This window comes from Mesorhizobium sp. BR1-1-2, from assembly GCF_020165435.1.
Lineage (GTDB): Bacteria > Pseudomonadota > Alphaproteobacteria > Rhizobiales > Rhizobiaceae > Mesorhizobium.
Map to the genome: position 1 here is coordinate 469,385 of NZ_JAIUID010000001.1, position 23,437 is coordinate 492,821.

Annotated in this window: 17 protein-coding genes; 11 read left to right on the forward strand and 6 right to left on the reverse strand. The window is 65.1% G+C overall.

Annotated elements, in window-relative coordinates:
* Positions 1-192: 192 nt before the first annotated feature.
* Positions 193-1,695, reverse strand: coding sequence for a formyl transferase (locus tag LB551_RS02355; protein ID WP_224658063.1), 1,503 nt, complete (start codon positions 1,693-1,695; stop codon positions 193-195).
* 272 nt (positions 1,696-1,967) lie between these two features.
* Between LB551_RS02355 and LB551_RS02360 the strand changes: the two genes are divergently transcribed.
* Entirely contained in the window at positions 1,968-4,100 is a 2,133-nt protein-coding gene (locus LB551_RS02360) for a GumC family protein (protein ID WP_224658064.1), read from the forward strand.
* Between the two features lies 1 nt (position 4,101).
* Positions 4,102-5,472 (forward strand): VpsF family polysaccharide biosynthesis protein, encoded by a 1,371-nt coding sequence (locus LB551_RS02365; protein ID WP_224658065.1) that lies wholly within the window; start codon positions 4,102-4,104, stop codon positions 5,470-5,472.
* A 47-nt stretch (positions 5,473-5,519) separates the two neighbouring features.
* On the opposite strand, the gene LB551_RS02370 is transcribed toward LB551_RS02365, so the two are convergent.
* Positions 5,520-6,410: a LysR family transcriptional regulator gene (locus LB551_RS02370; RefSeq protein ID WP_224658066.1), complete on the reverse strand. Its 891-nt coding sequence runs from the start codon at positions 6,408-6,410 to the stop codon at positions 5,520-5,522.
* Positions 6,411-6,513: 103 nt separating this feature from the next.
* On the opposite strand from LB551_RS02370, the gene LB551_RS02375 reads away from it, so the two are divergent.
* On the forward strand, positions 6,514-7,383 hold the full coding sequence (locus LB551_RS02375; RefSeq protein ID WP_224658067.1) for an SDR family oxidoreductase: 870 nt from the start codon (positions 6,514-6,516) through the stop codon (positions 7,381-7,383).
* A gap of 20 nt (positions 7,384-7,403) precedes the next feature.
* Here the strand turns inward: LB551_RS02375 and LB551_RS02380 are convergent, their stop codons facing one another.
* Positions 7,404-8,663, reverse strand: a complete 1,260-nt coding sequence (locus LB551_RS02380) for a glycoside hydrolase family 5 protein (protein ID WP_224658068.1) — start codon at positions 8,661-8,663, stop codon at positions 7,404-7,406.
* Entirely contained in the window at positions 8,660-9,820 is a 1,161-nt protein-coding gene (locus LB551_RS02385) for a DUF1972 domain-containing protein (RefSeq protein WP_224624295.1), read from the reverse strand. Before LB551_RS02385 ends, LB551_RS02380 begins: the two co-directional genes overlap by 4 nt.
* A gap of 294 nt (positions 9,821-10,114) precedes the next feature.
* On the opposite strand from LB551_RS02385, the gene LB551_RS02390 reads away from it, so the two are divergent.
* The 4 genes from LB551_RS02390 (at position 10,115) to LB551_RS02405 (ending at position 15,118) form a co-directional block, all read left to right on the forward strand.
* Positions 10,115-11,284 carry a glycosyltransferase family 4 protein gene (locus tag LB551_RS02390; protein ID WP_224658069.1) on the forward strand — a complete coding sequence of 390 codons (1,170 nt, stop codon included), beginning with the start codon at positions 10,115-10,117 and terminating at the stop codon, positions 11,282-11,284.
* Complete coding sequence (locus tag LB551_RS02395) at positions 11,281-12,582, forward strand: hypothetical protein (RefSeq protein ID WP_224658070.1); 1,302 nt, start codon at positions 11,281-11,283, stop codon at positions 12,580-12,582. The genes LB551_RS02390 and LB551_RS02395 overlap by 4 nt, the downstream gene beginning before the upstream one ends.
* Before the next feature lie 483 nt (positions 12,583-13,065).
* Positions 13,066-14,277 carry a GNAT family N-acetyltransferase gene (locus tag LB551_RS02400; protein WP_224658071.1) on the forward strand — a complete coding sequence of 404 codons (1,212 nt, stop codon included), beginning with the start codon at positions 13,066-13,068 and terminating at the stop codon, positions 14,275-14,277.
* A gap of 22 nt (positions 14,278-14,299) precedes the next feature.
* The gene (locus LB551_RS02405) at positions 14,300-15,118 is read left to right on the forward strand and encodes a class I SAM-dependent methyltransferase (RefSeq protein ID WP_224658072.1); all 819 of its coding nucleotides are present in this window, start codon (positions 14,300-14,302) and stop codon (positions 15,116-15,118) included.
* Between the two features lie 12 nt (positions 15,119-15,130).
* Here the strand turns inward: LB551_RS02405 and LB551_RS02410 are convergent, their stop codons facing one another.
* Both LB551_RS02410 and LB551_RS02415 read right to left on the reverse strand, forming a co-directional pair.
* Positions 15,131-16,318, reverse strand: a complete 1,188-nt coding sequence (locus LB551_RS02410) for an ATP-grasp domain-containing protein (RefSeq protein WP_224658073.1) — start codon at positions 16,316-16,318, stop codon at positions 15,131-15,133.
* 107 nt (positions 16,319-16,425) lie between these two features.
* On the reverse strand, positions 16,426-17,691 hold the full coding sequence (locus LB551_RS02415) for an NAD(P)-binding domain-containing protein (RefSeq protein ID WP_224658074.1): 1,266 nt from the start codon (positions 17,689-17,691) through the stop codon (positions 16,426-16,428).
* A gap of 341 nt (positions 17,692-18,032) precedes the next feature.
* Between LB551_RS02415 and LB551_RS02420 the strand changes: the two genes are divergently transcribed.
* The 4 genes from LB551_RS02420 (at position 18,033) to LB551_RS02435 (ending at position 23,270) form a co-directional block, all read left to right on the forward strand.
* Positions 18,033-18,257, forward strand: coding sequence for a hypothetical protein (locus tag LB551_RS02420; RefSeq protein ID WP_140499061.1), 225 nt, complete (start codon positions 18,033-18,035; stop codon positions 18,255-18,257).
* Positions 18,258-18,498: 241 nt separating this feature from the next.
* A complete protein-coding gene (gene ligD / locus LB551_RS02425; RefSeq protein ID WP_224658075.1) occupies positions 18,499-20,991 on the forward strand; it encodes a DNA ligase D in 2,493 nt (830 codons plus the stop codon).
* Positions 20,992-21,258: 267 nt separating this feature from the next.
* Positions 21,259-22,167 (forward strand): Ku protein, encoded by a 909-nt coding sequence (locus LB551_RS02430; RefSeq protein WP_140552312.1) that lies wholly within the window; start codon positions 21,259-21,261, stop codon positions 22,165-22,167.
* The gene (locus LB551_RS02435) at positions 22,164-23,270 is read left to right on the forward strand and encodes a tetratricopeptide repeat protein (RefSeq protein WP_224624303.1); all 1,107 of its coding nucleotides are present in this window, start codon (positions 22,164-22,166) and stop codon (positions 23,268-23,270) included. Before LB551_RS02430 ends, LB551_RS02435 begins: the two co-directional genes overlap by 4 nt.
* The last annotated feature ends 167 nt before the right edge of the window (positions 23,271-23,437 follow it).

Genomic DNA, 23,437 nt, shown 5'->3' on the forward strand with positions numbered 1-23,437 from the left:
GCGAGGGCGGTTCTTCCACAAGGGCCCAAAAAGGGGAAAGGGAATGCGCTTCTGGCGCCGCAACCAACCTTCGCGCCATACGTTGATCCATGCCGGACCGATTCCGGCTTACTCCAGAGCCTCACCCCGCCGGCCTTGACTGGCGGGGGCTTTTTGCCGGAGGGCCGTATCGAGCTTATGCGCAGGCCGTCGTCAGCGCCTGCCGTTCCTTTGCTTCCAGCGCGGTGCAATCGCGGAACCGTCGATGAATTCAAGGCCGCCCGCCTCGTTGAGCGTGTGCAGCTTGCGTCCGCTCCATAGCGCGCCAGGCGTCAGGATGGTTTTGACAACCTGGCTCATGCCGTCCAAATCGAGGTGAACAATGCGTGCGATGCCGAGCGCCGCGCCATAACTCCTTCGGCAGTCCTGCACGGGGCGCAGCAATTGGCCGTCGCGTTCGACCATGCGGCCCGCCGGCCGCGCCGAGGCGATGTCGATCAGCACGGGGTTCTTGGGGTGCGGCGTCCACGGCCCGCGAAAGTCCGGCGCCGACCACAGATGCAGCGCATCGGAAAAGGCGCCGCCGCCGTCCTTGACGGTGGCGAACAGCCACCATCGTCCGCCATGCTCGACCAGGGTGGCGTCGCTGGCGACGATATCTGACAGCAGCGTCGCTTCCTTGACCCAGCCACCAGGGAAGGCGGTGGCGCGGTAGAGGTCGACCGTGCGGTTGGCGCAGCTCTCCGGCACCATCCAGACTTCGCCGTCGCGCTCGAAGACGAACGGATAGGACAGGTGGTAGGGCAGGTCGAGCACCGGTTCCGGGCGGCCGATCGGCCCCGACGGGCCGAACGGCACGGCGGAAATGATGGCCCGGCCCAGCCGGTGGATATAGTCCTCGACGAACAGGGTCACCTTGCCCTGATAGAGGATCGGGAACGGGTCGGCATAGAAGCGGCTGCCGTCGTCGGGCAGCACCTGCCAGCCCGTTGCCGGATGGGCGCGCAGGTCGAGCAGATCCTGCCCCTGCGTTTGCCGCCAGCCGACCTTCCAGTGCGGGGCGTTGTAGCAGAGATGATAGATCTTCTGGACGACGCGCCGCGCCAGTGCCTTGCCGGCCCTGACGCCAAGCTTGGCGGCGGACGGCATGGCGGGCGCGGCGTTGCCGTGCGCCGGCTCCGGCAGGACGGGGAGAGCGTGCCGCGCCGCGCCGGTAATCGCCGCCAGGATCAGGCTCGCGGTGCGCGCCAGCATATCCTGGAACGACGCAAGCGCGATGCCGCCATATTCGGTGCCCAGGCGGCCTTCGGCGACGTTCGCGCCGTTTTCCTCTATACGGGCAGTCGGCGTGCGCCCATCGAGGATCAGCGCCAGCAGGGCCGCTTCGCCCGCGGCGCCGTCATAGGTCACGCGCCAGACGCGTGTTCCTTCGCGCTGCACGTCGCCGCAGAGGTCGATCACCAGATCGGGCGCCGCCGGCGGCGCCCGATAGGGCGCGAGCGCCGAAAGCGGCAGGCGTTTGGCCAGCCCGTTCGCGGGCAGACCATGGATGGCCGTCTCCAGCTGAAACAGCGCCGCGGCGCTGAGTGGTATGGCGCCCTCGGCCGGCCTGACATCGACGAAGACCTCGACATGCGCCAGCGCCGCCAGACGCTCCAGCAGCGTCAGGTGAAAGGCACGCGGGCATTCGCTGTCCAGGCGCAGGCTCACCTGCATGTCGCATCCTCATCGTTGTGATGTTCGATATTGGGTCGGTGTTCGATCTTGGGCGCGGGAAACGGCCGGACTGGTGACGCATTGCCCCATTCCATGTCGTTTCCCCGCTGCCGGCGTCGTGTCAACACCCCGTGCCACTCCTAGGCAAACTCCGTGCCAAAAATCACAAGAGCTCTCAATATAATTAACAGTGTTTTAACAGTTGGAAGCATAGCTAAGACAAAGCCGCAATTTGATCTTTGCAGGCGCATGGAGTGTTGTCGGAGCGACCCTTGCAATCATCCCTGCTCTCGTTGCCGCAACAATACGCTCCGGAGGCGATGCAATACGCTCCCGAAGCGGTTCCGACGGCGCCGTCCTACCCGGCCTCGACCGTCGAGCTGGGCGACCTGAGGCGCATATTGGTGCGCCGCCGTTTCCTCATCTTTGCCATCACCGCGCTGCTGACCCTCGGCGCATTGCTCTATGGGCTTTTGACGCCGGCGCTCTACAGCTCGGCGGCGGAAATCATCATCGATCCGCAAGACCTGCAGGTGGTCAGCAACGACGTCAATCCGAGCCAGGTGCCGCCCGACGGCGGCATAACCCGTGTGGAAAGCCAGGTCAGCGTCGTCCAGTCGACGGGGGTGCTGCTCAGGGCCATCAAGGCGACCAACCTGACCGAGGATCCTGAATTCAACGGGCAGGGCATGCTGGGACGCTTACTCGGCGGATTGCTGGGTTCGGGGTCGGGCGAAGCCGACAAGACGGCCAAGACGATCGATGCGTTGCGCGCACGTCTGGCGGTGCGGCGAGCGGACAAGGTGCTGGTCATCGAGGTGATTGTCACGACCAAGAACGCCGAGAAGTCGGCGATGCTGGCCAATGCGATCGCGCAGGCCTACCTGGCGGATCAGGCGAGCTCACGCGCGCGGATGGCCAAGGACGCTTCGGACGCCATCGCCGCGCGACTGGATGAGCAGCGCAAGCGCGTCCAGCAGGCCGAGAATGCCGTCGAGGCCTATAGGTCCGCCAACAACATGGTGATGGCGGCGGGCAATCTGGTCAGCGACCAGGAACTGACCGAGCTCAATACGCAGCTTTCGGCGGCGCAAAGCCGCACCGCGGCGCTGAAGGCGCAGGTCGACCAATTGCGCAGGTCGGGCGGGGCGCCGGACGCGACCTCGGAAGCGATGCGCTCCTCGGTGATTTCGAGCCTCAGGGCGCAGGAGGCGACGCTTGTCGACAAGGTATCGCAGTTCGGCACGGAACTTGGGCCACGCCATCCCTCGATGATCGCGGCGCAGCAGCAGCTGCGCGACACGCGTGCGCTGATCGCGCGAGAGCTCGGCCGCATCGGGGCGGCTGCCGAGACCGACTACGAGCGGGCGTTGGCCAACCAGCAGGCGCTGGAGGCCAAGGTCGCCGGCATGAAGGCCAAGTCGCTCGATACGGACCAGGCTTCGGTCAGGCTGCGCGAGTTGCAGCGCGATCTCGAGGCCGTCCGCTCCGTCTATGCCAACTATCTGCAGCGTGTGCAGGAGACGCGCGAGCAGATCAATGTCGACAGCACCAATGCGCGGATCATCTCCAGCGCCATGCCGGCCCTGAAGAAGAGCTGGCCGCCGCTGTCGCTGCTTGTCCTGGGCGCGCTCTTCGGCGGCCTGGGTCTCGGCACCGGCCTGGCGCTGATCGCGGAATATTCCTCGCCCACGGTGCTTTCCAGCGCGCAGATGCAATCGGCCATCGACGCGCCGGTGCTTGGCGTGGTGCCGGCAAAATCGGGCAACGCCCGTCGCTGGTGGCCTTTCGGCGGCACGGCCGCCGCGGCGAGCCAGAAGACGGACGCGGTTGTAGGGCTGGCGCTGAGGCGCATGTTCTCGTCGGGCCGGCGTCCGCCGGACTGGCCGCTGGTGCCGTCCATACTGGTGACGTCGCCGCCCGAGGACGCCGCGCATCGCGGCAGGGTGGCGCGCTTGCTGGCCAATGCCGCGGCAGCCCGGGGCGGCCGTATCCTGTTCATCGATACCAATGCCGGCGGCGGCCAGAAAGATCAGCAGCCGGGCGTGCTCGACGTGCTGCGCGGCGAATACGGCATCGAGGCGTTGAGCCAGTATACGCCCGGCAGCAATGTCGCGCTTTTGGGCAGGGGCCGGTCAAAGGCCGTCTTCCAGGAAGCGCAAGGCGTCTATTTTGCCCAGCAGATGTTGGCCCAGGCGGGCCGCGACTTCGAACTCGTCGTCATCGATGGCGGCGCGCTGGCCGACAATCTCAATGCCTCGCCGCTGGTGGCGATGGCCGACGAAATCCTGCTCGTCGCCACGCTGAACTCGACGCCGATGCGCGATGTCGCGGCGGCCTCGCAGGCCATTTCCGTCATGGGGCGGTTGCCGACCGGCGCCTTGCTGGTCGACGAGGCGGCCTGACATGGCCGCAGTCCGGCCCGCCAGCCCGGCAGCCGGCTGGGCCGCGCCGGGTCAAGCCGGCGCCGCATCCCGCGCCGGCGGTTCCGTCGATTGGGTGACCCGCTTCGGCCTGGTGGTCACGGTGGCGGTGCTGTTTGCCGTTTCCGGCGGCATGCTATGGCTGGTGGGCTACAATTACGACGGCCTGCTTGGCAGTCCGGCCACCAAGATCCATCCGTCGACCTATCTCCTGGTGATGGTGTTTGCCTGGCGTGCGTGTACGTTCGGCAATCCGGTCGGCTATATGGCTGCCGTTGCCGACCGGCGGCCGGCCAGCGCGCTGATGGCGGTCATCTCGATCGTGCTCCTGGTGGTGGTCGTCGTCAGGCATCGGCCGGGCATGGCGGGCATGGTCGATACGTTCGTGGCGGCGGCGCTGCTGGTGCTGATGCTGGCCGAGGACGACGAACGGACCTTCGCGCGGCTCCAGACGGTCGTTCACGCGGTGATGTCGGCGAATGCGCTGCTGGCGCTGTTCGAGTTCGCGACCAAGACGCTGGTGTTTCCCTACAGGCTCGACGGCGAGGTGTTCACCGACCTGCGCTCGACCGCGCTTCAGGGCCATCCGCTGGCCAATGCCACGATCACCGCGGTCTATGTGCTGGCGCTGCTCTCCGGCTCACGGTCGCTGTCGATGCCGCTGCGGCTTGCGCTGATCGGCCTGCAAACCGCGGCGCTGGTCGCCTTCGGCGGACGCTCGGCGATGGTGACGACGCTCGCGCTCGGCGGCATCTATCTGCTTTTCAGCGGCGTGGCCTATCTGCGGCATGGACGCGTCAGCCTGCTGGGCGCGGCTCTTGCGGTCCTGCTCGCCACGCTATTGCCGGTGGCGGTCGCCCTTCTCTTTTCCTACGGCTTCTTCGACGCGCTGCTGGAACGCTTCGTGTCCGACAGCGGCAGCGCCAATGCCCGCGTCGAAATGTTCGACCTCTTCAAGAATCTCGGGCTGGGCGACCTGATCGTGGGGCCTGATATCGATCTGATCGAAAGCATGCGCCGCATCAACGGCCTGGAACAAGGCATCGAGAACCCGATCATACGCATGGTGCTCTATCAGGGCGCCTTCTTTACCCTGCTCATGCTGTTCGGCTTCGTGCTGTTCATGCATGAAGTGGCACGCCGCTGCCATCCCGGCATTTGGCTGCCCATGCTGGGTTGGCTGATCCTGCTCAACACCTCCGAGACCCTCGCCTCCAAGACGACGCTATTGACCAAATTCGTGGTGCTGGCGCTGGTGCTCTACCGGCCGACGCGGGCGGTGGCGCGGCAAAAGGCGCAGCCAGTGCGCGCAATTGGAGACGACCAGCGAAGAGCGCAGCCTCTCCGCCGTTAGAGGCTGATCCCCTTAGGACTTTCCACGCCCGAAAGCGGGTACGGTCGTCACCTGCCAATATAGGCGGCGAGTTCGTCGGGCGTCCCGTTTGGGAAGGCCTGCTTTAGAAAGTCCATGAACGCCGACACTCGCGCGCTGAGCAGCCGTCGAGATGGGTAGAGCGTCCATAGTGCGATCTCGGGGCCGTCGATATCCCCCCAACTTACCAGTGTGCCGTCAGCCAGGTCGTGGCTCACCAATGAAATGGGAAGACGTGCCGCACCGACGCCGGCCCGCACCGCGTCCCGGACCATGATGAGTGTCGACAAAGCGAGGACCGGCTCGATCCTGATCGTTGACCGGCCATCTAGTGTCTTCACCTGCCATGCTTGCCGATCGCCTGCCCCGCGCGCAACGCCAGGAGCGGCCAGTCCGCCGGTCGGGCGAGGAAGGTCGGGTCTCGCCACGACGACCAGACGGTCGCGGACAAACGCCCGTCCGACCAGGCTTTCATCGGGATCCGGATTGACCCGGATTACCAGGTCGTAGCCTTCCTCGATCATGTCCACGGGCCGGTCCTCGGTCGTGACCTCCAGCCTCACCTCAGGATATTTGAGGGCGAACCCCGCAGCGATCCTCCCCATTGCGGTCTGCGAAAAATGCAAAGGCGCGCTGATCCGCAGTCTTCCCCTGGGCCTCTGGCCGCCTGAGGCAATCGCCGAAGCCGTCTCGTCCAGTTCGGCGAGCAACGCTCCCGTCCGCTCGAAGAGCGCCCGTCCTTCTTCGGTGAGCTTCAGGTTACGCGCACCCCGTTCAAACAGACGCAGGTCAAGGCTGCTTTCCAGATCTCCAACGCGCCGGGACAAGGTTGCCTTGGGCCGGCCGGTGGCCCTTGCCGCTTTGCCGAAGCCGCCATGACGGGCGACGAGATTGAAATCGGCGAGGGCAAGGAGGTCCATGGGTGTTCCACCAGTGAGACGACGTGTCTAAAATTTCCGTCTTTTGGACAGTTAGTGAGCCACACACATAGGAGGTGTCAAGCAATCCAACAGGAGAAATTTCATGACCATTCTCGTTACCGGGGCCACGGGCAACATTGGCCGCCAAGTCGTCGAACATCTCGCCAAGCGTGACGCCGATGTACGTGCTCTCGTTCGCGATCCGTCGAAAGCCAACTTCCCGGCAGGTGTCTCCGTCGTGCAAGGCGACTTTCTCGATGTCGATTCCCTGCGGAAAGCCATGTCTGGCGTCTCCACTCTGTTCCTCTTGAACGCCGTGGTACCGGACGAATTCACGCAAGCTTTGATCGCGCTCAACGTCGCCCGATCTGCCGGCATCGAGCGGATCGTCTATCTGTCGGTGATCCACGCTGACGTCTATGTGAACGTGCCCCATTTCGCGGGCAAGTTCGGCGTCGAGCGCATGATCGAGCAGATGGACTTCAAGGCTACGATCTTGCGCCCGGCCTACTTCATTCAGAACGATCTGATGATCAAAGACGTCATCACCGGCTACGGCACCTACCCAATGCCGATCGGCGCCAAGGGCCTCGCCATGATCGACGTGCGTGATATCGCCGAGATCGCCGCCCTTGAGCTGCTGCGCCGCGAACAGTCCGCGGAGCCGCTTGCGCTCGACCGGATCAACCTCGTCGGCCCAGAGACGCTGACCGGGACGGATATTGCCGCAATCTGGTCGGACGTGCTCGCCCGCCCGATTAACTACGGCGGCGACAATGCCGAAGGCTTCGAGCAAAATCTCAGGCAGTTCTTGCCCGCCTGGATGGCCTACGACTTGCGCCTGATGGGCGAGCGCTTCTTTACCGACGGAATGCTGCCTGCGGCCGGCGACGTCGAGCGCCTGACTGCCTTGCTCGGACGCCCACTGCACCCCTATCGCGACTTCGCCGCGGAAATCGCTGCGTCCGCCTGACAGGCTATCGGATGCGCTGTCTAGCCCGGCATCGTCAGACCAAGCGCCTCCACTATGTCCGGGTCCAGCGCGCGCGTTGTGTCGTCCATCATGCCCATGCCGTCGAAGAGGGCCCAGAAGGCCCAGGCAAAGCCGAACGACTCGGCGCTTTGCCTGACGTCGGCGATGTAGCGGGCGCGGTCGGGATTGGGCGCGGCGACATAGCGGGCGTCGGTGCGCAGCGCGCCGAACTCGCCCATGACAATGCGTTCGGGCGCGATGTCATGGCTATCGGCCCAATCGCGCGCCTGGCTAAGATATTTGTCGATGAACCAGCGGTCGGGCCGGGCGTCAAAATAGACCTTCAGCACGCGCTCGGTTTCCGCGTAGGCGGCTTTCTTGTCCGCTTCGGAGGTTTCGGTGTCCTCAGCCATGCGTGCCCGCACCGAAGCCAGCGTCGCCTCGAGCGACCCGGCCGAGGCGGGCCACGGCACGTTGTTGAGCGAGCGGTAGACGGGTTCGTCCATCCAGGGCGCGCCCTGGTGGCTGAACAGATAGGGCTCGTAGAAATGGAAGGTGAACAGGATCGGTTCGAAGGGCGAGAGCGGCGCCGGATCGAGCGCGGTCAGCCCGCTCACCATAGAGCCGCAGCCACCGGTCACGATCAGCGGCAGGGTAGCGGACGATGCCCTGGCTTCGGTCAGGAGCGCGAGCTGGACCTGCGACCAGACGTTGGACTCGCAGGATTGCTGCGGCTCGTTGACCGGCTCCAGCGCGACCTTGCCCGATGGAAACCGCGCCAGCCGGCCGGCAAGCTCGCCGATCAGCGTGCGATAGAGATCGAAGGCGGGCGCGGCGGTGCTGGAGACCATGCGGTCCGGATTCCAATAGTGGGCGGCGCTATTGGCCTGCACGTTGACGATGATGCCGAGGTCGGCGTCGAGGGCGGCGGTGACGGCCCGATCGAGCATCACCAGCAAACGGCCGCGCGTGCCGGCATCGCCGGCCAGGAACGGGCCGGGATCGACCGGCAGGCGGATGAAATCGAGACCCGTCGCGCGCAGCCGGCGCAGATCGGCCGCCGTCGGGACCGGCCGCTGCTGGAATGGAGGCCAGTCGTAGTCGGTACGGGGTGCGGGGAATTCACGCGTCAGCGAGAACCAGGGGAAGGCGTTGACGCCGCGCCGGAAGCGCCATTCGCCGGTGGCGGCCAGGCTGGACGACACGGGAGGAAGCGGCGCGAACAACGCCGCCGTGGACAGCGCCGCTCCGAGAAGCCGCCGGCGCGACCACGTCGTCATGCGTGCGAAGGATGGTCGACCGGGACGGCCTCGCCGGCGACGACGCCGAGCAGCCGGAAGGCTTCATTCTCATAGGCCAGCAGCACGTCTTCCCAGCGGAAGGCTTCGCGGGCGCGCGTCCTGGCGGCCTCACCGCAACTCTCGACCAGGGCGTTGTCTTCGATGGCCCGATCGATCCGGCCGGCGCAAGTGCCGATATCGGTGAAATAGAGGGCGGCGGCGCCCGCGGTCCACCTGTTGTAGGGATTGTCATGGGCGATCACCATGTTGCCGGCAGCCAGCGCCTCGACCAATGACGGGTTGGTGCCGCCGACAGTGTGGCCATGCATATAGGCGCGCGCGTGATAGCGCAGGGCCTTCACTGTCGCCTGGTCATAGATGGCCCCGGGCAGAACCACCGAGCCGTTCGCGGCCTTGCGAATGGCGGCGTGATAGGGGATTTCATCCGAGAGCGTTCCAAGCACCACCAGCTTCATGTCGCGCTTTTTGCTGCAAAAGGCTTCGACGATCGGCAGGATATTGTTGTCGGGCTCGATGCGCGCGATCGAGATCAGGTACTTTCCAGGTTCGAGCCCGAGCGCCCTGACCGGTGCCTCCGGCGCCGTCGTCACGGGATCGCCGCCATAGGGGATGGTGACGATCGCGCTGCGTGGCCGGCGTGTCGCCAGATGATCGGCGATGACAGGATGATCGGCGACGAGGCGATGCGAGGTCCAGGCGCCGATCCATTCGTTGAGCCAGAACCAGCTTCGCGCCGCCAGGCCCCATTTGGGGCGGCGCCATTCGATGCCGTCCATATTGGTCATGATCTTGCGCCGCATCAGCCTGAGCCAAGTCAGGAAAAGTGCGCCATTGTAACCCAGGACGAGGCACACGCCGGGCCGCCGCACGGCATCGCGCACGCATTGCCAGTCGAATTCCAGCGTCGCGCGTGGACCTTTCGAGGCGACCTGGATGTGGATGAGTTCGATGCCGCGCCAGGTTTCGCTGCGCACCCTTTGTTCGACCCGCTCGACTTCGTCCTGGCAGTAGACGCCGACTCTCCAGCCGCGTCCGGCGAGGAAAAGCGCCAGCTTCTCGGCGAAGGTTTCAAAACCGCCATGGGCCGCGGGTATGCCGCGCGTTCCCAGGATCAGGATGGAGGGCTTTGATGTCATGGCCGACGGGACTTTCCGGAATGTTCATTGCACCAGAACCCACCCCGCAACTTCCAGCCGGGCAAGAGTGGGAGCAACTGTCGCAGAACGTCGTAAAAAATTCTTACCAAACGCCGGGGTTGTTTCATTATCGGTCAACTTTCCGGGCGTATCTGTACCGAAACGAGGCGTTGCGGGGATTCCTCGGCCAAACGGCCTGGGAAAGCGGACCGGGCATGATCCTTGCTCCTGGGCTTCGGCAGCCATCTGCCTCGCGCGATGCAGGATGGGGTGTGAACCTGGCGGGATATTAAGATGCGGATTTCCTGCGTTCATCAGGGCTACGAACTCTATGGCTCCGACCGAAGCTTCGCGGAGAGCGTCGCAGCCCTGCGCGCCGCGTTTCCGTCCGCCGACATCGAAGTCGTGCTGCCGCGCAGCGGGCCGATCGTGCAGATCCTCGAACCGCATGCCAGCCGGATCGTCTTCGAGCCGCTCTGGGTGTTGCGGCGCCAGGCCATCCTGCGCCTCGCGACCGTCGAGATGGCGCGCCTGCCGCTGGCCCTGTGGCGGGCATGGCGACGTCTGAGGCAATGCGACCTGGTCTATGTCAACACCTCGATCGTGGCCGACTACGCTCTGGCCGCCCGCCTGCTGCCTCACAAGGCTGTCCTGCATATCCACGAGATCCCCGAAGGTTTCATGCGCACGATCCTGGCCGCTTTGATGCGCTGGAGCCATGCCGACCTGATCTTCAATTCACGCGCCACGCGCGCCGCCTTCGGCATTGCCGGCCGTTCACGCACGCATGTGGTCTATAATGGCGTTGCCGGCCCGCCGGCGGCCGAGCCGATGCGCTATGACGGCAGCCGGCCGTTGCGGGTGCTGCTGCTCGGCCGCATCAACAGGATCAAGGGCCAGGAAGTGCTGCTCGAGGCGGTCGCCTCGATGCCGCCGGAATTGCGCTCGCGCATCGACGTGCGGCTGGTGGGCGGCGCTTTCGAAAGCACCGAGCGCGAACTGGCCTTGGCCGAGCTGGTGAACACCATGGGATTGGCCGATCGCGTCAGCGTGCTGCCGTTCATACCGGACCCCTCGCAACACTACCGCTGGGCCGACATCGTCACCGTTCCGTCGCGGCGCCCGGAATCGCTGGGCCGCGTCGCAATCGAGGCGATGGCCTATGGTCGGCCGCCACTGGTATCGGCGATCGGCGGGTTGGTCGAGGTGGTCAGCGACGGGGAGACCGGCTGGCATGTTCCGCCTAACAACGCCGCCGCCCTTGCCGCGAAATTGCAAGAGATCATCCTGCGGCCCGAGGCCTGGCGCGGTTTTGTTGCCGCCGGCCGCGCGCGCTACGAGACCGTCTTCAGCGAACCGGTCGCAGCTGCGGCGATCGCCGCGATCGCCGCCGACAAACTGAAAGTGACGATAGCGAGGCCGGGCAGGCCGGCAACCGCCCGCGAGGCGGAGACCCGGCCGTGAAATTCCCGGTCCATCTGGTGCGGCGCCTCGTGCTGATGATCGGCGGCGAGGCGATGCAGAGCGGCTTTCACTTTGCCCTCAACATCGCGCTGCTGCACATATTGTCGGCGCAAGGTTACGGTCTCTTCGCCATCGGCATGGTGATGGGCGGCGTCGGCCTGTCGTACATCCGATCGCTCACCGCCGTCCCCGCCTCGATATGGATGGGCAAGAGCACCAACAGCGCCGGTGTCGATGCCCATGACGTGGCCTTCGGGACCGCGGCGCTGGTGCTGTCGCTGCTGATGGCGGTCGGCACGGCGATCCTGATGCATCTGCTGGGCGATCCGAGCGGCATCGCCGCGGGCTGCTTCGTCGGCGCATGGTCGCTGCGCAGCCACATGCGCACGGCATTGTTCGCTCGGCGCCAGCAGGTAATCGTCTCCATCAGCGACGCCGCTTTCACGATCACCGGCATCATCCTGACCGGACTGACCATGTGGTTGGCGAAGGACGCGCTGCAAACCGTGTTCTATGCGCTTGCGGCAGCAAATCTGCTCGGCATCGTCGTCCTGGTTCGGCTGGCGCGCCGCACACCTCGCATCAGCTTCCGCATGCCGACGCGCCGCCGCTATACAAGGCTTTGGCCGCAGCTGCGCTGGTCGGCGTTCAGTGCGACCACCACAAACATCCAGGGTCAATGCCTGGCCCTGCTGGTCGCCGGCATTGCCGGACCCGCCGCTTACGCACCGCTGGCGGCGGTCCTCGTGCTGTTTGCCCCACTGCGCATCATCAGCCTTGCTCTCTTCAACATGACGCAGCCGGAGCTGGCGAAGCTGATGCGCAATAACGAAACAAGCCGTGTCTGGGCGCAGGCGAAGATCTGGTCGCTGGTCATGGGGATCGGTGGCCTCGTCTATGGATGTGCCATCCTATTCGTCCTGCCGATGATAAAATCCCAGGCCCTCCAGGATGCCTCGGTCGGATTCATCGGACTTTTCGTGATCGCGAATTTCATCCCGGTCATGCTTTATGTCATGCCTCGCATCATCCTTGAAATCCTCGGCGATTTCCGGACCGTCGCGTTCATCACGACTGGTGGCGCAATCGTCGGGCTGGCGCTGATCGCAATCCTGCTGGCAATCGCGCCTCCGCCGTGGTCGCTGTTGGGTTCCGCGGTTTCCGAAATCTTCGTCCTTGCCGCATCATGGTATTTCGCGCGTTACCGCATATGGAACATCGAGCACCCGGACCAGCAGCGCGACAGCTGGTTGGGCGGGTGGCGGCGGTCGGTCCCGTTCGCCCCGGTAAAACGGTAGCAGAGACCGGTGGCAGGCGAGGCAGTGAAAGTGTAACGAACGCGCTGCCCGAGGAGGCCTGCCGTTTGTCGTCGGCGTGGTCTCCACGAATGACCCAACATGGCACGACTGATCGGTGCAATTTCTGATTGTTCATCAACGCACCGTTCATGCTTTGATGCTAGCGGTCAACCTGAGCGCAAGTGCCCAACGTCTCACCGGGCCTCATGGCAGGTCGACGAGCTGGGCACGCGGGCAAAGGTTCGACTATTTCGGCCGTCGGCCGGTAGGCGAAAGCAACGAACATAATGGGCGCCAAAGGTCTGGTCCTGACCGAACTTTGCCGTGGTTTACGATGCGGGGGTATCGCAAGCGCTGCCATTAGTCCGCAACCGTGGCTTTCGTGCGCTCCAACGCACGGCTGCCCGAGGCGGTCCTGAGTTGGCGGGATTTACACTGCTTGCGTGGACGATGTTTATGGCCGGCCGGGAGGACAGGAGAAGCATGTGGCAAGCCACGGGAACGGCTCCCAACGCGGATCTATCCGACGGGTTATTGTCCCCGACTGCCGCCAGCGCCGGTACAGCCGCGCGCTTCAAAGCCCGGCTGCACACCAGCCTCGACGCTGTAAAGCCGCTCTGGCTGCGATTTCAGGCCGATGGCGTGTGCACCGCGCATCAGCATTATGCTTGGGTCGAGGGGATCGCCAAACGGCTGATGCCCAAAGGCGCGGAACTGCTTGTCGTCGAGGTCAACGACGCCGCCACGGGCGCGCCGGTCATGCTTTTGCCGCTGATGCGGCGCCGGGCGCTGGGCCACTCCTTGATCGAATGGCTGAGCTGCGGCGTCTGCGATTATTCGGCACCGCTGCTGGCGGATGACAGGGCGTGGACCAGGCAAGGCGCCGACGCCGCATGGGGGGCGGTCCGCGCCGTGCTGCCACCGGCGGATCGCATCCATATCTCGGGAATCCCGCAACAGATCCAACGAGTCGCCAATCCTCTGGCGCTGCTTTCGGCGGCGCACGATTCCCTCCAGATCACCTCCGGCCTAATCCTGCACGGCGAACCGGAAACGCTTATCAAGCGCATCTGCAGGCCCTCCTTCGCCAAGAGCTTTCACAAGCATTGCCGCCGGCTCGAAAAGCGCGGCGGCCTGAGCCTGGTCGAGGCCGACACGCCGGCGCTGACGGAAACGCTCTTTGACACGCTCCTTGAACTGCGACTGAAGCGGTTTCGCGAGCTCGGCCGTTTCGACCTTTTGACGCAGGAGCCCGTCGTCGACTTCTACCGAGATGCCGCGCTGCATGGCCTTTCCGACGGCTCGGTGCGCATCTTCGGATTGCGCGGAGGGGAAGCCTGGCTCGCCGTCATCTATGTACTGGTCAGGAAAGGCACTCTCCATACCCTGTTGCTCGGGATCGACCAGAATGCCGTTGCCCCGCCGGGACTGACGACATTCGGCAAGCTGATGATGTGGGGGCGCGGGCACGGCTTCGACTATTTCGACCTTTCGGTCGGCAGCCAGGGCTATAAGGAGCACATCGGCGCCACCAGTTCGGTCCTGGCCGAACTGTGCCAGTCGATGACACTGCGGGGATGGGGCGCCACCGCCTATATTTCGCTGCGCTGCCGGATCGAGCTTTTCATTCGCTCCAAACCGCGGCTGCTCAAGGCCGGCCAAGGCCTGGTGCGCGGCCTGCGCCGCTTGCGCTGACAGGCAACCGAGCCGATCCGCAATGAACCGTGAAACGCACAGCATCGATTTGCAGGACAGATCGAGGGGACGCATCGCGAGGGCGCTGCGGTTCGTCCGGCAGCAAGGAATCCTCGAACCGTTCCGGCTCGTGCGACGGCATGGCCTCGGCGAAAGCGGCCGCTTCGTCGCACGCAACATCCGCCATCTCGTTGCCGACCGGCTGGCGCGCCAGTGGGATCGCGACAATGGCGTCGACACGGCGGGTTCGATCCGGCTCGACACGCTCGATGTCGTCGGACCGCACCGGGACCAGGGCAATGAATGCGTCTGCACGTCGCCCAGATCCTTCGCCTTCATCATGGACAGGCTGACGGACGATCTCGCAGACTACACCTTCATCGATATCGGTTCGGGCAAGTCGCGCACGCTCCTGTTGGCGTCGCACTACCCGTTCGCCGCGATTGTCGGTGTGGAGTTCGCGCGGGAGCTCGTCGCAATCGCCCGGCGCAACATCGAGCGATACAAGAGCCCGGCCCAGAAATGCCGCGAGATTGCGGTCATCGAAGCGGATGCCGCGACGTATGAGTTCCCGCCGACGCCGCTGCTGGTCTATTTCTACAATCCCTTCTCCAGGGATGTGTTCGAAATCGTGCTGGACAATCTCATGTCGTCGCTGGAACGGCACAAGCGGCCCTGCCTCGTCGTTTACGGCAGTTCGAGCCACGGGGCCATCGGCTGGGCGAAGCCCGCCATCCGCGATGCCGGGTCTTTCCAGCAACGCGTGACGCCGCCCATGCCGCGTTTCCTCGACGCGGTGCGGACCATCGATTACGCGATCTTCGACTACCGCCCATCATAAAGAGCGATTTTGTCAGCGCCGGCGGCCGGCCGGGTTCAGCAGCCGTCTCGTCAGCACCCGCCATACCGTCAGCGGCAGTTCGATCAGCCCCGGCAGCAGATCGTTTGAGGCGAACGCCGCCCAGGATCGAACCGTCGCGAAGGAGTTGAGATAGGCCGCGATGCCGAGGCTGCCGCGCCACATCAGCGTCACGGATGAAACAGCGTCGCGGGCCAGATACATCCATGCCGTTCCCGGGCGAGCGGTGGCGGCTGCGGTGGCCCGGCCGTTCACTGTCTCCCACAGTATCGCTCCCAGGTCGACGCCGGCGGGCGCGCAAAGTCCGAACCAGGACCAGGGGCGCGGATTGACGTCGAGAAGCTTGAGCGTGCCGTCGCGACAATCGTGCTTGAATTCGACCTCGACCAGGCCGCTATGGCCGATCGACGACAGCAATATGCGCGCGGCGGCGACGGCGCGGGGCTCGTCGACGATCTCGACGAAGGTGCTGGTATAGCCGAAGTCGACCGGATATTGCCGCGAGCGGCGCGCCGTGAACTCCGCGATCGGCTTGCCCTCGTTCCAGAGCGCGGCGTAAGAAAATTGGCTTTCTCCCCCGCCCGGCACGCGCTCCTGCACGACGACGTTTTGGCCGCCGATCTGTTCGGCCGCGTCGCGATAGGCGGCGAGAAACGAGGCCCTGTCGTCGGCCTGGACGACCTTGGCCCTGGCGATGCGGGTGTTGCCGCCACCCATGTGAGGCTTGAGAACGACCGGAAAAACCATGTCCAGGGATGAGGCCTGCGCCATGGATGCGATGTCATAGGTCCTTGGAATGGACAGCCGCAACTCGGTTGCCCGCCTGTAGAGGAACGGCTTGTCGCAGACCCATTGCAGCGCATCCCAGGAGGGCAGCACGATCCTGTAGAGCGCCGACAGGGCAGCGAGGTTTTCAGAGACCAGGCGAACCTCTGGATCGGCGGCCGGGATCAGGAGGCATCCCTCCAGACGGTGTTTACGCGCCGCTTCCAGCAGAAACGGCAGCGCCCGCTCATCGTTCGGGCCGGGCCAGCGGATGGTGGCTCCGACAAATCGCGACCAGCCCGGCAGCGGCGAATCATTGGTAATGTAGGTGAGGGGCACTTTTTGGGCGCCGAGGCTGCGCGCCAGGGCAAGCGTGCCGTGCGCGCCACCAAGAAACACTGCGCCTGACGGTGCCAAGCCTCCACCCTCACATGTTGTCCGGCACGGCCGCTTGCCCAGCTCTTCCGCTTTGAGAGGCGAGAGCCCCGCCCGATCGCGCTGATACATGGCGCGGCCGGCGACGCTCAACGGGGCTTCGTGCCGGCGGGAGCCGAGGCTTCGCCCAGTCTCAAAGTAGAGCGCCGTGCGTTCTGGCCCTTGTGTCTCGCGGCGCGTATGAAACGGGTGACGGCCCGCGCCGCATACGGGGTGGCGGCGGTGAAACGCATCAACGGGCCAAAACTCGCGACCGCGCTGGCGCCGACGAAATGCAGCCCGGGAATGTTCGATTCCAGTCCCGCGGAAAGGATCGGCGATCCGTCGTGGCAGGCGATTGCGTCGAGGAAGTCGGGGGCGAAGAGCCCAAGCTTGCTGATATCTATGCGGTAGCCGGTCGCGAGCAGGACGTGATCGTAAGCGGTCGAGCCGTTCTCGAACCGCAAGTCTATTCCGGAGTTGCTGGCGGAGGCGCCGACGATCACGCGGCCGGCCTTGACCTTGATGCCGCCGAAGTCCGGCAGCAGCCAGCCCGACGCGCCGGCCCTGAGGCCACGCGCATTGACCCAGCGTAGCGCCGCCGCCGGCAAGCCATGCACGAGACCCGGCGCCTCGATCAGCCATGACAACGGGAAGGGACCGACGCGCGAGGGCGACGCCAGGAGTTCCTCGGCGGCGCCTAGCACATTGCGGCCCCGCCTGCTGGACGGCGCGCCGAGCCAATGGATGTCGCCCCGGCAGACGAGTTCGACGTCGGCTCCCGCCTTTCTCAGCAGGACGGCGGATTCGCAGGCGCTTTGTCCGCGCCCGACGACGGCGACATGCTTGCCGGCAAAGGCTTCGAATCCGGTGTGCGCGCTGGTGTGGCTGACCAATTCGGAAGGTAGGCCACTGAAGGCGGTGGGCACCAGTTCCTGGTTCTTCAGGCCCATGGCGACGATGACGCGCCCGGCGCGAACCGCATCGCCGTCGGCAAGGATCAGCCGGAATCCCGCATTGGTCCGTTCGACACGGCTCACCATGCGCGTGTCGAGATCCGGAATCGCCTGAGCCTGAACCCACATTCCATAGTCGACGAAATCTTGCCGCAGCAATGGCTCGCGCAATTGGACGCGCTGGCCGCTGGCGTAGGAATCGAGGGACAGCGGGCCGTTCGGGTTGCCGATAAAGGTTGCGCGCCAGGGCGAGCGAAGCCGCATGCCCCGCGGCATGTTTTCGCGCCAAAAGCCCATCGGGCTGCCAAAGGCAAGCACGTCTACACCAGCTGCCCTGAGCGCCGTGGCGACGCCAAGTCCGAAAGGTCCGGCGCCGACAACAGCCACTTCACAGTCATTGCTTCGCACGGAAGCGGTCATGAACCTTGTTCTCCTGGATGGCCGCGCCATCCCCGCGCCGCTCTGACGCATCGGCGCCGCGGCCGGAGCTCGCCCTATTCCTAGGCGCGCCGAGGTTAACAATGCGGAAAGCAGAAGCGCCGCGCCGCCTCGGCGCGTATGCCAAACAGGGTCTCATATTGTTCCAGCCCGCAGGTTCGCCGACCTAACCGATCCGATGCCGTCGGCTATGCTTGCGTCTTGCAGGGAGCCGCCGCGGCGAGGAAATTGACACCTGCGCCGCTCTCCGCCATCCTTGGGGTCAGTCGCCGGACCGCGAAGAGCGGTCGAGTTTCGTGTCAGGGCGACCGAGGGCGAAGCGCATGTCCAGTGCCGTGAACAGCCAGAACTCCAAGCGCGCAGCGGTGCGCAAGGCGCTCGATCGCCACAAGGTCTACATCACCGCGCAGAGTTTTTCAGGCGGCACCTATAGAGCGCGTGTGCTGGTTGATGGCGAGGCCTACTGGGTCGACGAATTCCGCCTGAGCCAGCTGCGGCAGGGCCTGTCGCCCGCGGAGCTCGAACTGACGCCGGCTGCCGACGATTGAGTGTGGTGAAAGATCGCGAGTGGTGCAAAGGTAGCGCCCTACGGCGCCCCCCTCTGTCCTGCCGGACATCTCCCCCACTTGGGGGGAGATCAGCCCTCATCGTGGCTTTCGCCAATTGTCTGCATTGCAGGACTGAGTGGGGCGCTGAAACTGCCGATCTCCCCCCTTGTGGGGGAGATGTCCGGCAGGACAGAGGGGGGCGCGACGGAACGCGGCCTTCGCAATTGGCTGGCTCGCGGCCATGACAACGCCCGCCAAACTCAAGACCTATCGCGCCAAGCGCGAATTCACCAAAACGCCGGAACCGGCCGGCGGCCTAATCTTAGGCGACGGCAATCGCTTCGTCGTCCACAAGCACCATGCCACGGCGGATCACTACGACCTGCGCCTGGAGGTTGGTGGCGTGCTGAAGAGCTGGGCGGTGCCGCGCGGGCCCTCGCTCAATCCGGCCGACAAAAGGCTGGCTGTCGAGACTGAGGACCATCCGCTCGAATATATCGACTTCGAAGGCGTCATCCCCGAGGGCGAGTATGGCGGCGGGCCGATGATCGTCTGGGATGCCGGCACCTGGGCGCCGATGGAGGATGTCGAAAAGAGTCTTCGCACCGGCGCCTTCAAGTTCCGGCTGGCCGGCCAGAAGCTCAATGGCGGCTGGATGCTGACCAGGCTGAAGCCGAAGCCCGGCGAGGATGAAAGCAAGAAGAACTGGCTTCTGTTCAAGGAGCGCGACCTCGCCTCCAATCCCACGCTTGATATCCTGGAAGCACGGCCGGAGAGCGTGAAGTCCGGCCGCCGTATCGAGGAGCTGGTGGCGCCGCCGAAGTCGGCCAAGGCTGCGCCAAGGCCCGGCACGCTGAAGCCCGGCGCCTTGCCCGGCGCGGTCAAGGCCTCGCCCACCGCCCGCATAGAGCCGCAGCTGGCGACACAGGTGCCGAAACCCCCGGGCGGTGACGGTCCTGGCGACCGCACCGGCGAGATCTGGCTGCACGAGATCAAATTCGACGGCTATCGCACCATGGCGCATCTGACCGATGGCGAGGTCAGGCTGATCACTCGCGGCGGCATCGACTGGACAAAACGCTATGGCGATCTGCCGCATGCCTTCGCCAAGCTGCCGTGCCGCGAGGCCATTATCGACGGCGAGATCGTCGTGCTCGACGGCAAGGGCATTTCGCGTTTCGCGCTGCTGCAGGACGCGCTGGCCGAGGGCGCCGGCAGCAAGCTGCATTTCTACGCCTTCGATCTCCTCCATCTCGACGGCTGGGATCTGCGCAAGGCGCCGCTGGAGAGGCGCAAGGCGCTGCTGGCCGAACTGCTCGCCGGCCTCGGCGCCAATTCCGCCATCCAGTTCTCCGACCATGTCGACGGCTCCGGGCAGGGGCTGTACGACCAGGCGACGGAGCTCGGCCTGGAAGGCGTCGTCTCCAAGCGTGCCACCGCGACCTACCAGAGCGGCCGCACCAAGAGCTGGACCAAGTGCAAGGCGCTCGAGAGGGACGATTTCGTCATCGCCGGCTACACGACCTCGCAAGCGGCGGAAGGGCTGGCCGCACTCGGCATGGCCGAATGGCAGGATGGCGAGCTGCACTATCGCGGCAAGGTCGGCACCGGTTTCGACGCCGAGACCGCGGCCGACCTGCTCGCCCGGCTGGAGCCGCTGACAGCGGGCGCCACGGCGCCGGAAGGCGTGCCGCGCGAAATCATGCGCGAGATGCACTGGGTGAAGCCGCTGTTTTCGGCGCGCATCCATTACGCCAACCGCACGGCGGACAATTCGTTGCGCCATGGCGTGTTTCGCGGCCTCAGGGATGTCGGCCTGTCGACGCCGGTCTCGGCCAAGCGCAAGCGGCTGATCGCGGAGGCCGACCTCGCCACCATCTGGGTGACCAATCCGGAGCGGCGGCTGTTCGGCAAGACCGGGCCGACCAAGCTCGATATCGCCGTCTACTACGCGCTGGTCGGCGATTTCATGCTGCCGCATATTCTCGGGCGCCCGGTGTCGCTGGTGCGCTGCCCGACCGGCCTGCCGAAGGACTGCTTCTTCCAGCGCCACGCCTTCACCGGCATGCCGCCTTCGGTTGCCACCTTCGAGGCGACCAATTCCGAGGGCGAGACCAAATCCTACCTCTCGGTCGAGGGCGCAAAGGGCTATCTGGCGCTGGCGCAGTTCGGCGTCGTCGAGTTCCACACCTGGGGCACGCACCGCACCAGCCTCGACAAGCCGGACCAGATCGTCTTCGACCTCGATCCGGGCGAGGGGATTGCCTGGCGCGAAGTGGTCGAGGCCGCCGTCCACATCAAGGGCGAACTGGAGGGACTGGGGCTGGTGCCTTTCGCAAAAACCTCCGGCGGCAACGGCATCCACATCACCGTGCCGGTGACGCCCAGGCAGAACTGGAAGAAGCTGCACCAGGCGACCAGCGCCATCTCAATGCATCTGGCGTCCACCGCGCCCGACACATTCACCACCACTATGGGGAAGGACAACCGCAAGAAACGCATCTTCATCGACTATCACCGCAACGCGCGCGGCCACACCTCGGCCGCCCCCTATTCGCTGCGCGCCCGCACCAACCTGCCGGCCTCGACGCCGGTGAGCTGGAGCGATCTGGAGGCGATCGACGCGCCGCAGGATCTGAACTACTCGTCGCTGCCGGGGTTGTTGGAGACGTCGGGCGATCCGTGGGCGGAGATTGACGAGTTCGCGCGGGATTTGCCAGCCTTGAAGACCTAGGGCGAAGCAAGAGCGAAGCGACGCGCGCAGACCCCAGGATCGCGAAGCCTCGCGGCATTCGGCCAATCACCTGCGCCTTGCGCGCCATCGACGCTTCCGACAATTTGAATTATTCTCTCCCAACGACCTCAAAGGCACAGCGGAAGATTTCGTCAGGGATTTGCCTGTATCATGCGGGGTCGGTGTAGGATTTGCGCAGCCTCGTTCGTCCTGCGGACGAACAGCGCTGCACCGGTGTGACAGTGCATGGCCGCGTAGGAGTTCATCATGGCGCCCAGGGCAAGTTGGAAAGGTTACCTCAAGCTCAGTCTGGTGAGCTGTCCAGTGCGGCTATACCCCGCCACCAGCGCCAGCGAGCGCATCTCGTTCAACCAGTTGCACAAGAAGACCCACAACCGCATCAACATGAAGCCGGTCGATCCGGAACTCGGACTGGTCGAGCGTTCGGACCTGGTCAAGGGCTACGAGTACGAGGACAAGCAGTACATCATCATCGACGACAGCGACCTCGACGCGGTGCGCATCGAATCCAACCACACGATGAACATCGAGGCCTTCGTCGACGAGGACGAGGTCGACGTCATCTACCAGGACGCGCCCTACTACATGGCGCCGGACGGCGCGATGGCGGAGGAGACTTTCGCCGTGCTGCGCGAAGCGATGCGCAAATCCGGCAAGCTGGCGATCGCCCGGCTGGTCCTGTCCAGCCGCGAGCGCGTGGTGACGATCGGCGCGCGCGAAAACGGCATGTTCGTGTGTACGTTGAGGAATCCAAACGAAGTGCGCGGCACGGCTGAATATTTCGGCAACATCCCGGCCGGCAACCCAGACCCGGAAATGCTCGAACTGGCCGAAGCGCTGATCAAGCAGAAGGAAACCACCTTCGATCCGAAGAACTACGAGGATCGCTACGAGATCGCGCTGATGGCGATGATCCGCGAGAAGCTCAAAGGGCACAAGCCGATCATCGCGGCGGCACCCGAGCGCGGCAACGTCATCAATTTGATGGATGCGCTGAAGGCGAGCCTGTCGCAGTCGCAGTCGAAGCCGCCGGCCAAGTCGAAGAGCAAGGCCGACGAGAAGCCCGCCGCCAAGGCCAAGGCGGCCGCGGGTGGGGCTGCTGAGAATCCGCTGAAAGCCAACCTGCTGAAGGCGGTCGGCAAGAGCAAGAAGTGACGGCACCAGCCGGCGCCATATACAGCACGATCGGTGCGCTGGCGGCCTTTCCGCTCAGGCTGGCGGCGCGCGAGGTCGCGCGCCAGCATGGCGAACTCAGGCGCGGCGTCACCCGGCGCACCACGCATGTCGTGTTCGGTCGCGGTCTTCTGGTCAAGGCCGGGCTTACGAAGACCGGCGATGTCGAGATTGAACGCCGCGTCGCCGCCGAGCGCGGCGCCGGGCGTGCATTGCTCAGCGAGAACGGTTTTCTGCGCCTGCTTGGACTGATGAAGGCGCCCGAGGCCTCCTCGCTGTCGCGGCAATCGCTGATCGATCAGTCGCGGCTGTCCGGCGCCGACCTCGATCTCTTGTCGCTGTTCGATGCCTTCGAACATGACTCGGAACCCTATTCCTTCCGCGACCTGATCCTGGCGCGCAAATATGCCGGGCTGGTCGCCGGTGGCGCGACATGGGGCGCTATCGCGCGCTCGGTGCACCGTTCCGGCCCGGTGGCTTCGCTCACCGCCAAGTCGCTCGCGGTCGGCTCGGCATTCGGGCGGCCCGACGCGATCTATCTGGATGGCGGCGAGAGCGAGCTCGACGGGCAATTGCTGTTCGATCTCGGCGCCTCCGACGACGATCCGCTGGAAGAGCTCTTCGCCGATGCCGAAGCGGCGGAGCAGGACGGCGACCATGACGGTGCCGCCGCGCTCTACCAACGCTGCCTTGCCATCGATCCAGGCGACGCGATCGCCGCCTTCAACCGCGCCAATTGCCTGCGCGCCGGCGGCCATCCGGCGGAAGCGGCCCATGACTATGCGCGCGCGATCAAGCTCGATCCGGCTTTCGTCGAGGCCTGGTTCAACCTCGCCGGGCTGATGAGCGAGGAAGGCAAGACGGCGTCGGCGCGAAGGCACTTGCGCAAGGCCATCGCGCTCGACAGCGATTACGCCGACCCGGTGTTCAATCTGGCCCGGCTCGAATTCGATGCCGGCGAACTGCTCGAGGCGCGGCGGCTGTGGGCGCGCTATCTGGAGCTCGATTCCGAATCCGAATGGGCCGGCGTAGCGGCCAGGGGCGTGCAGTTCGTGGATATGCAACTGGCGAAGTCGGCGGGGTGAGGCTCTTTCCTTCTCCCCTTGTGGGAGAAGGTGGATCGGCGCGCAGCGCCGAGACGGTTGAGGGGTGCGTGACGGAATGAGGCGTTTGCGTTCCCTGGAACACCCCTCATCCGACCTCGCTTCGCGAGGCCACCTTCTCCCACAAGGGGAGAAGGGGTCACCAATGC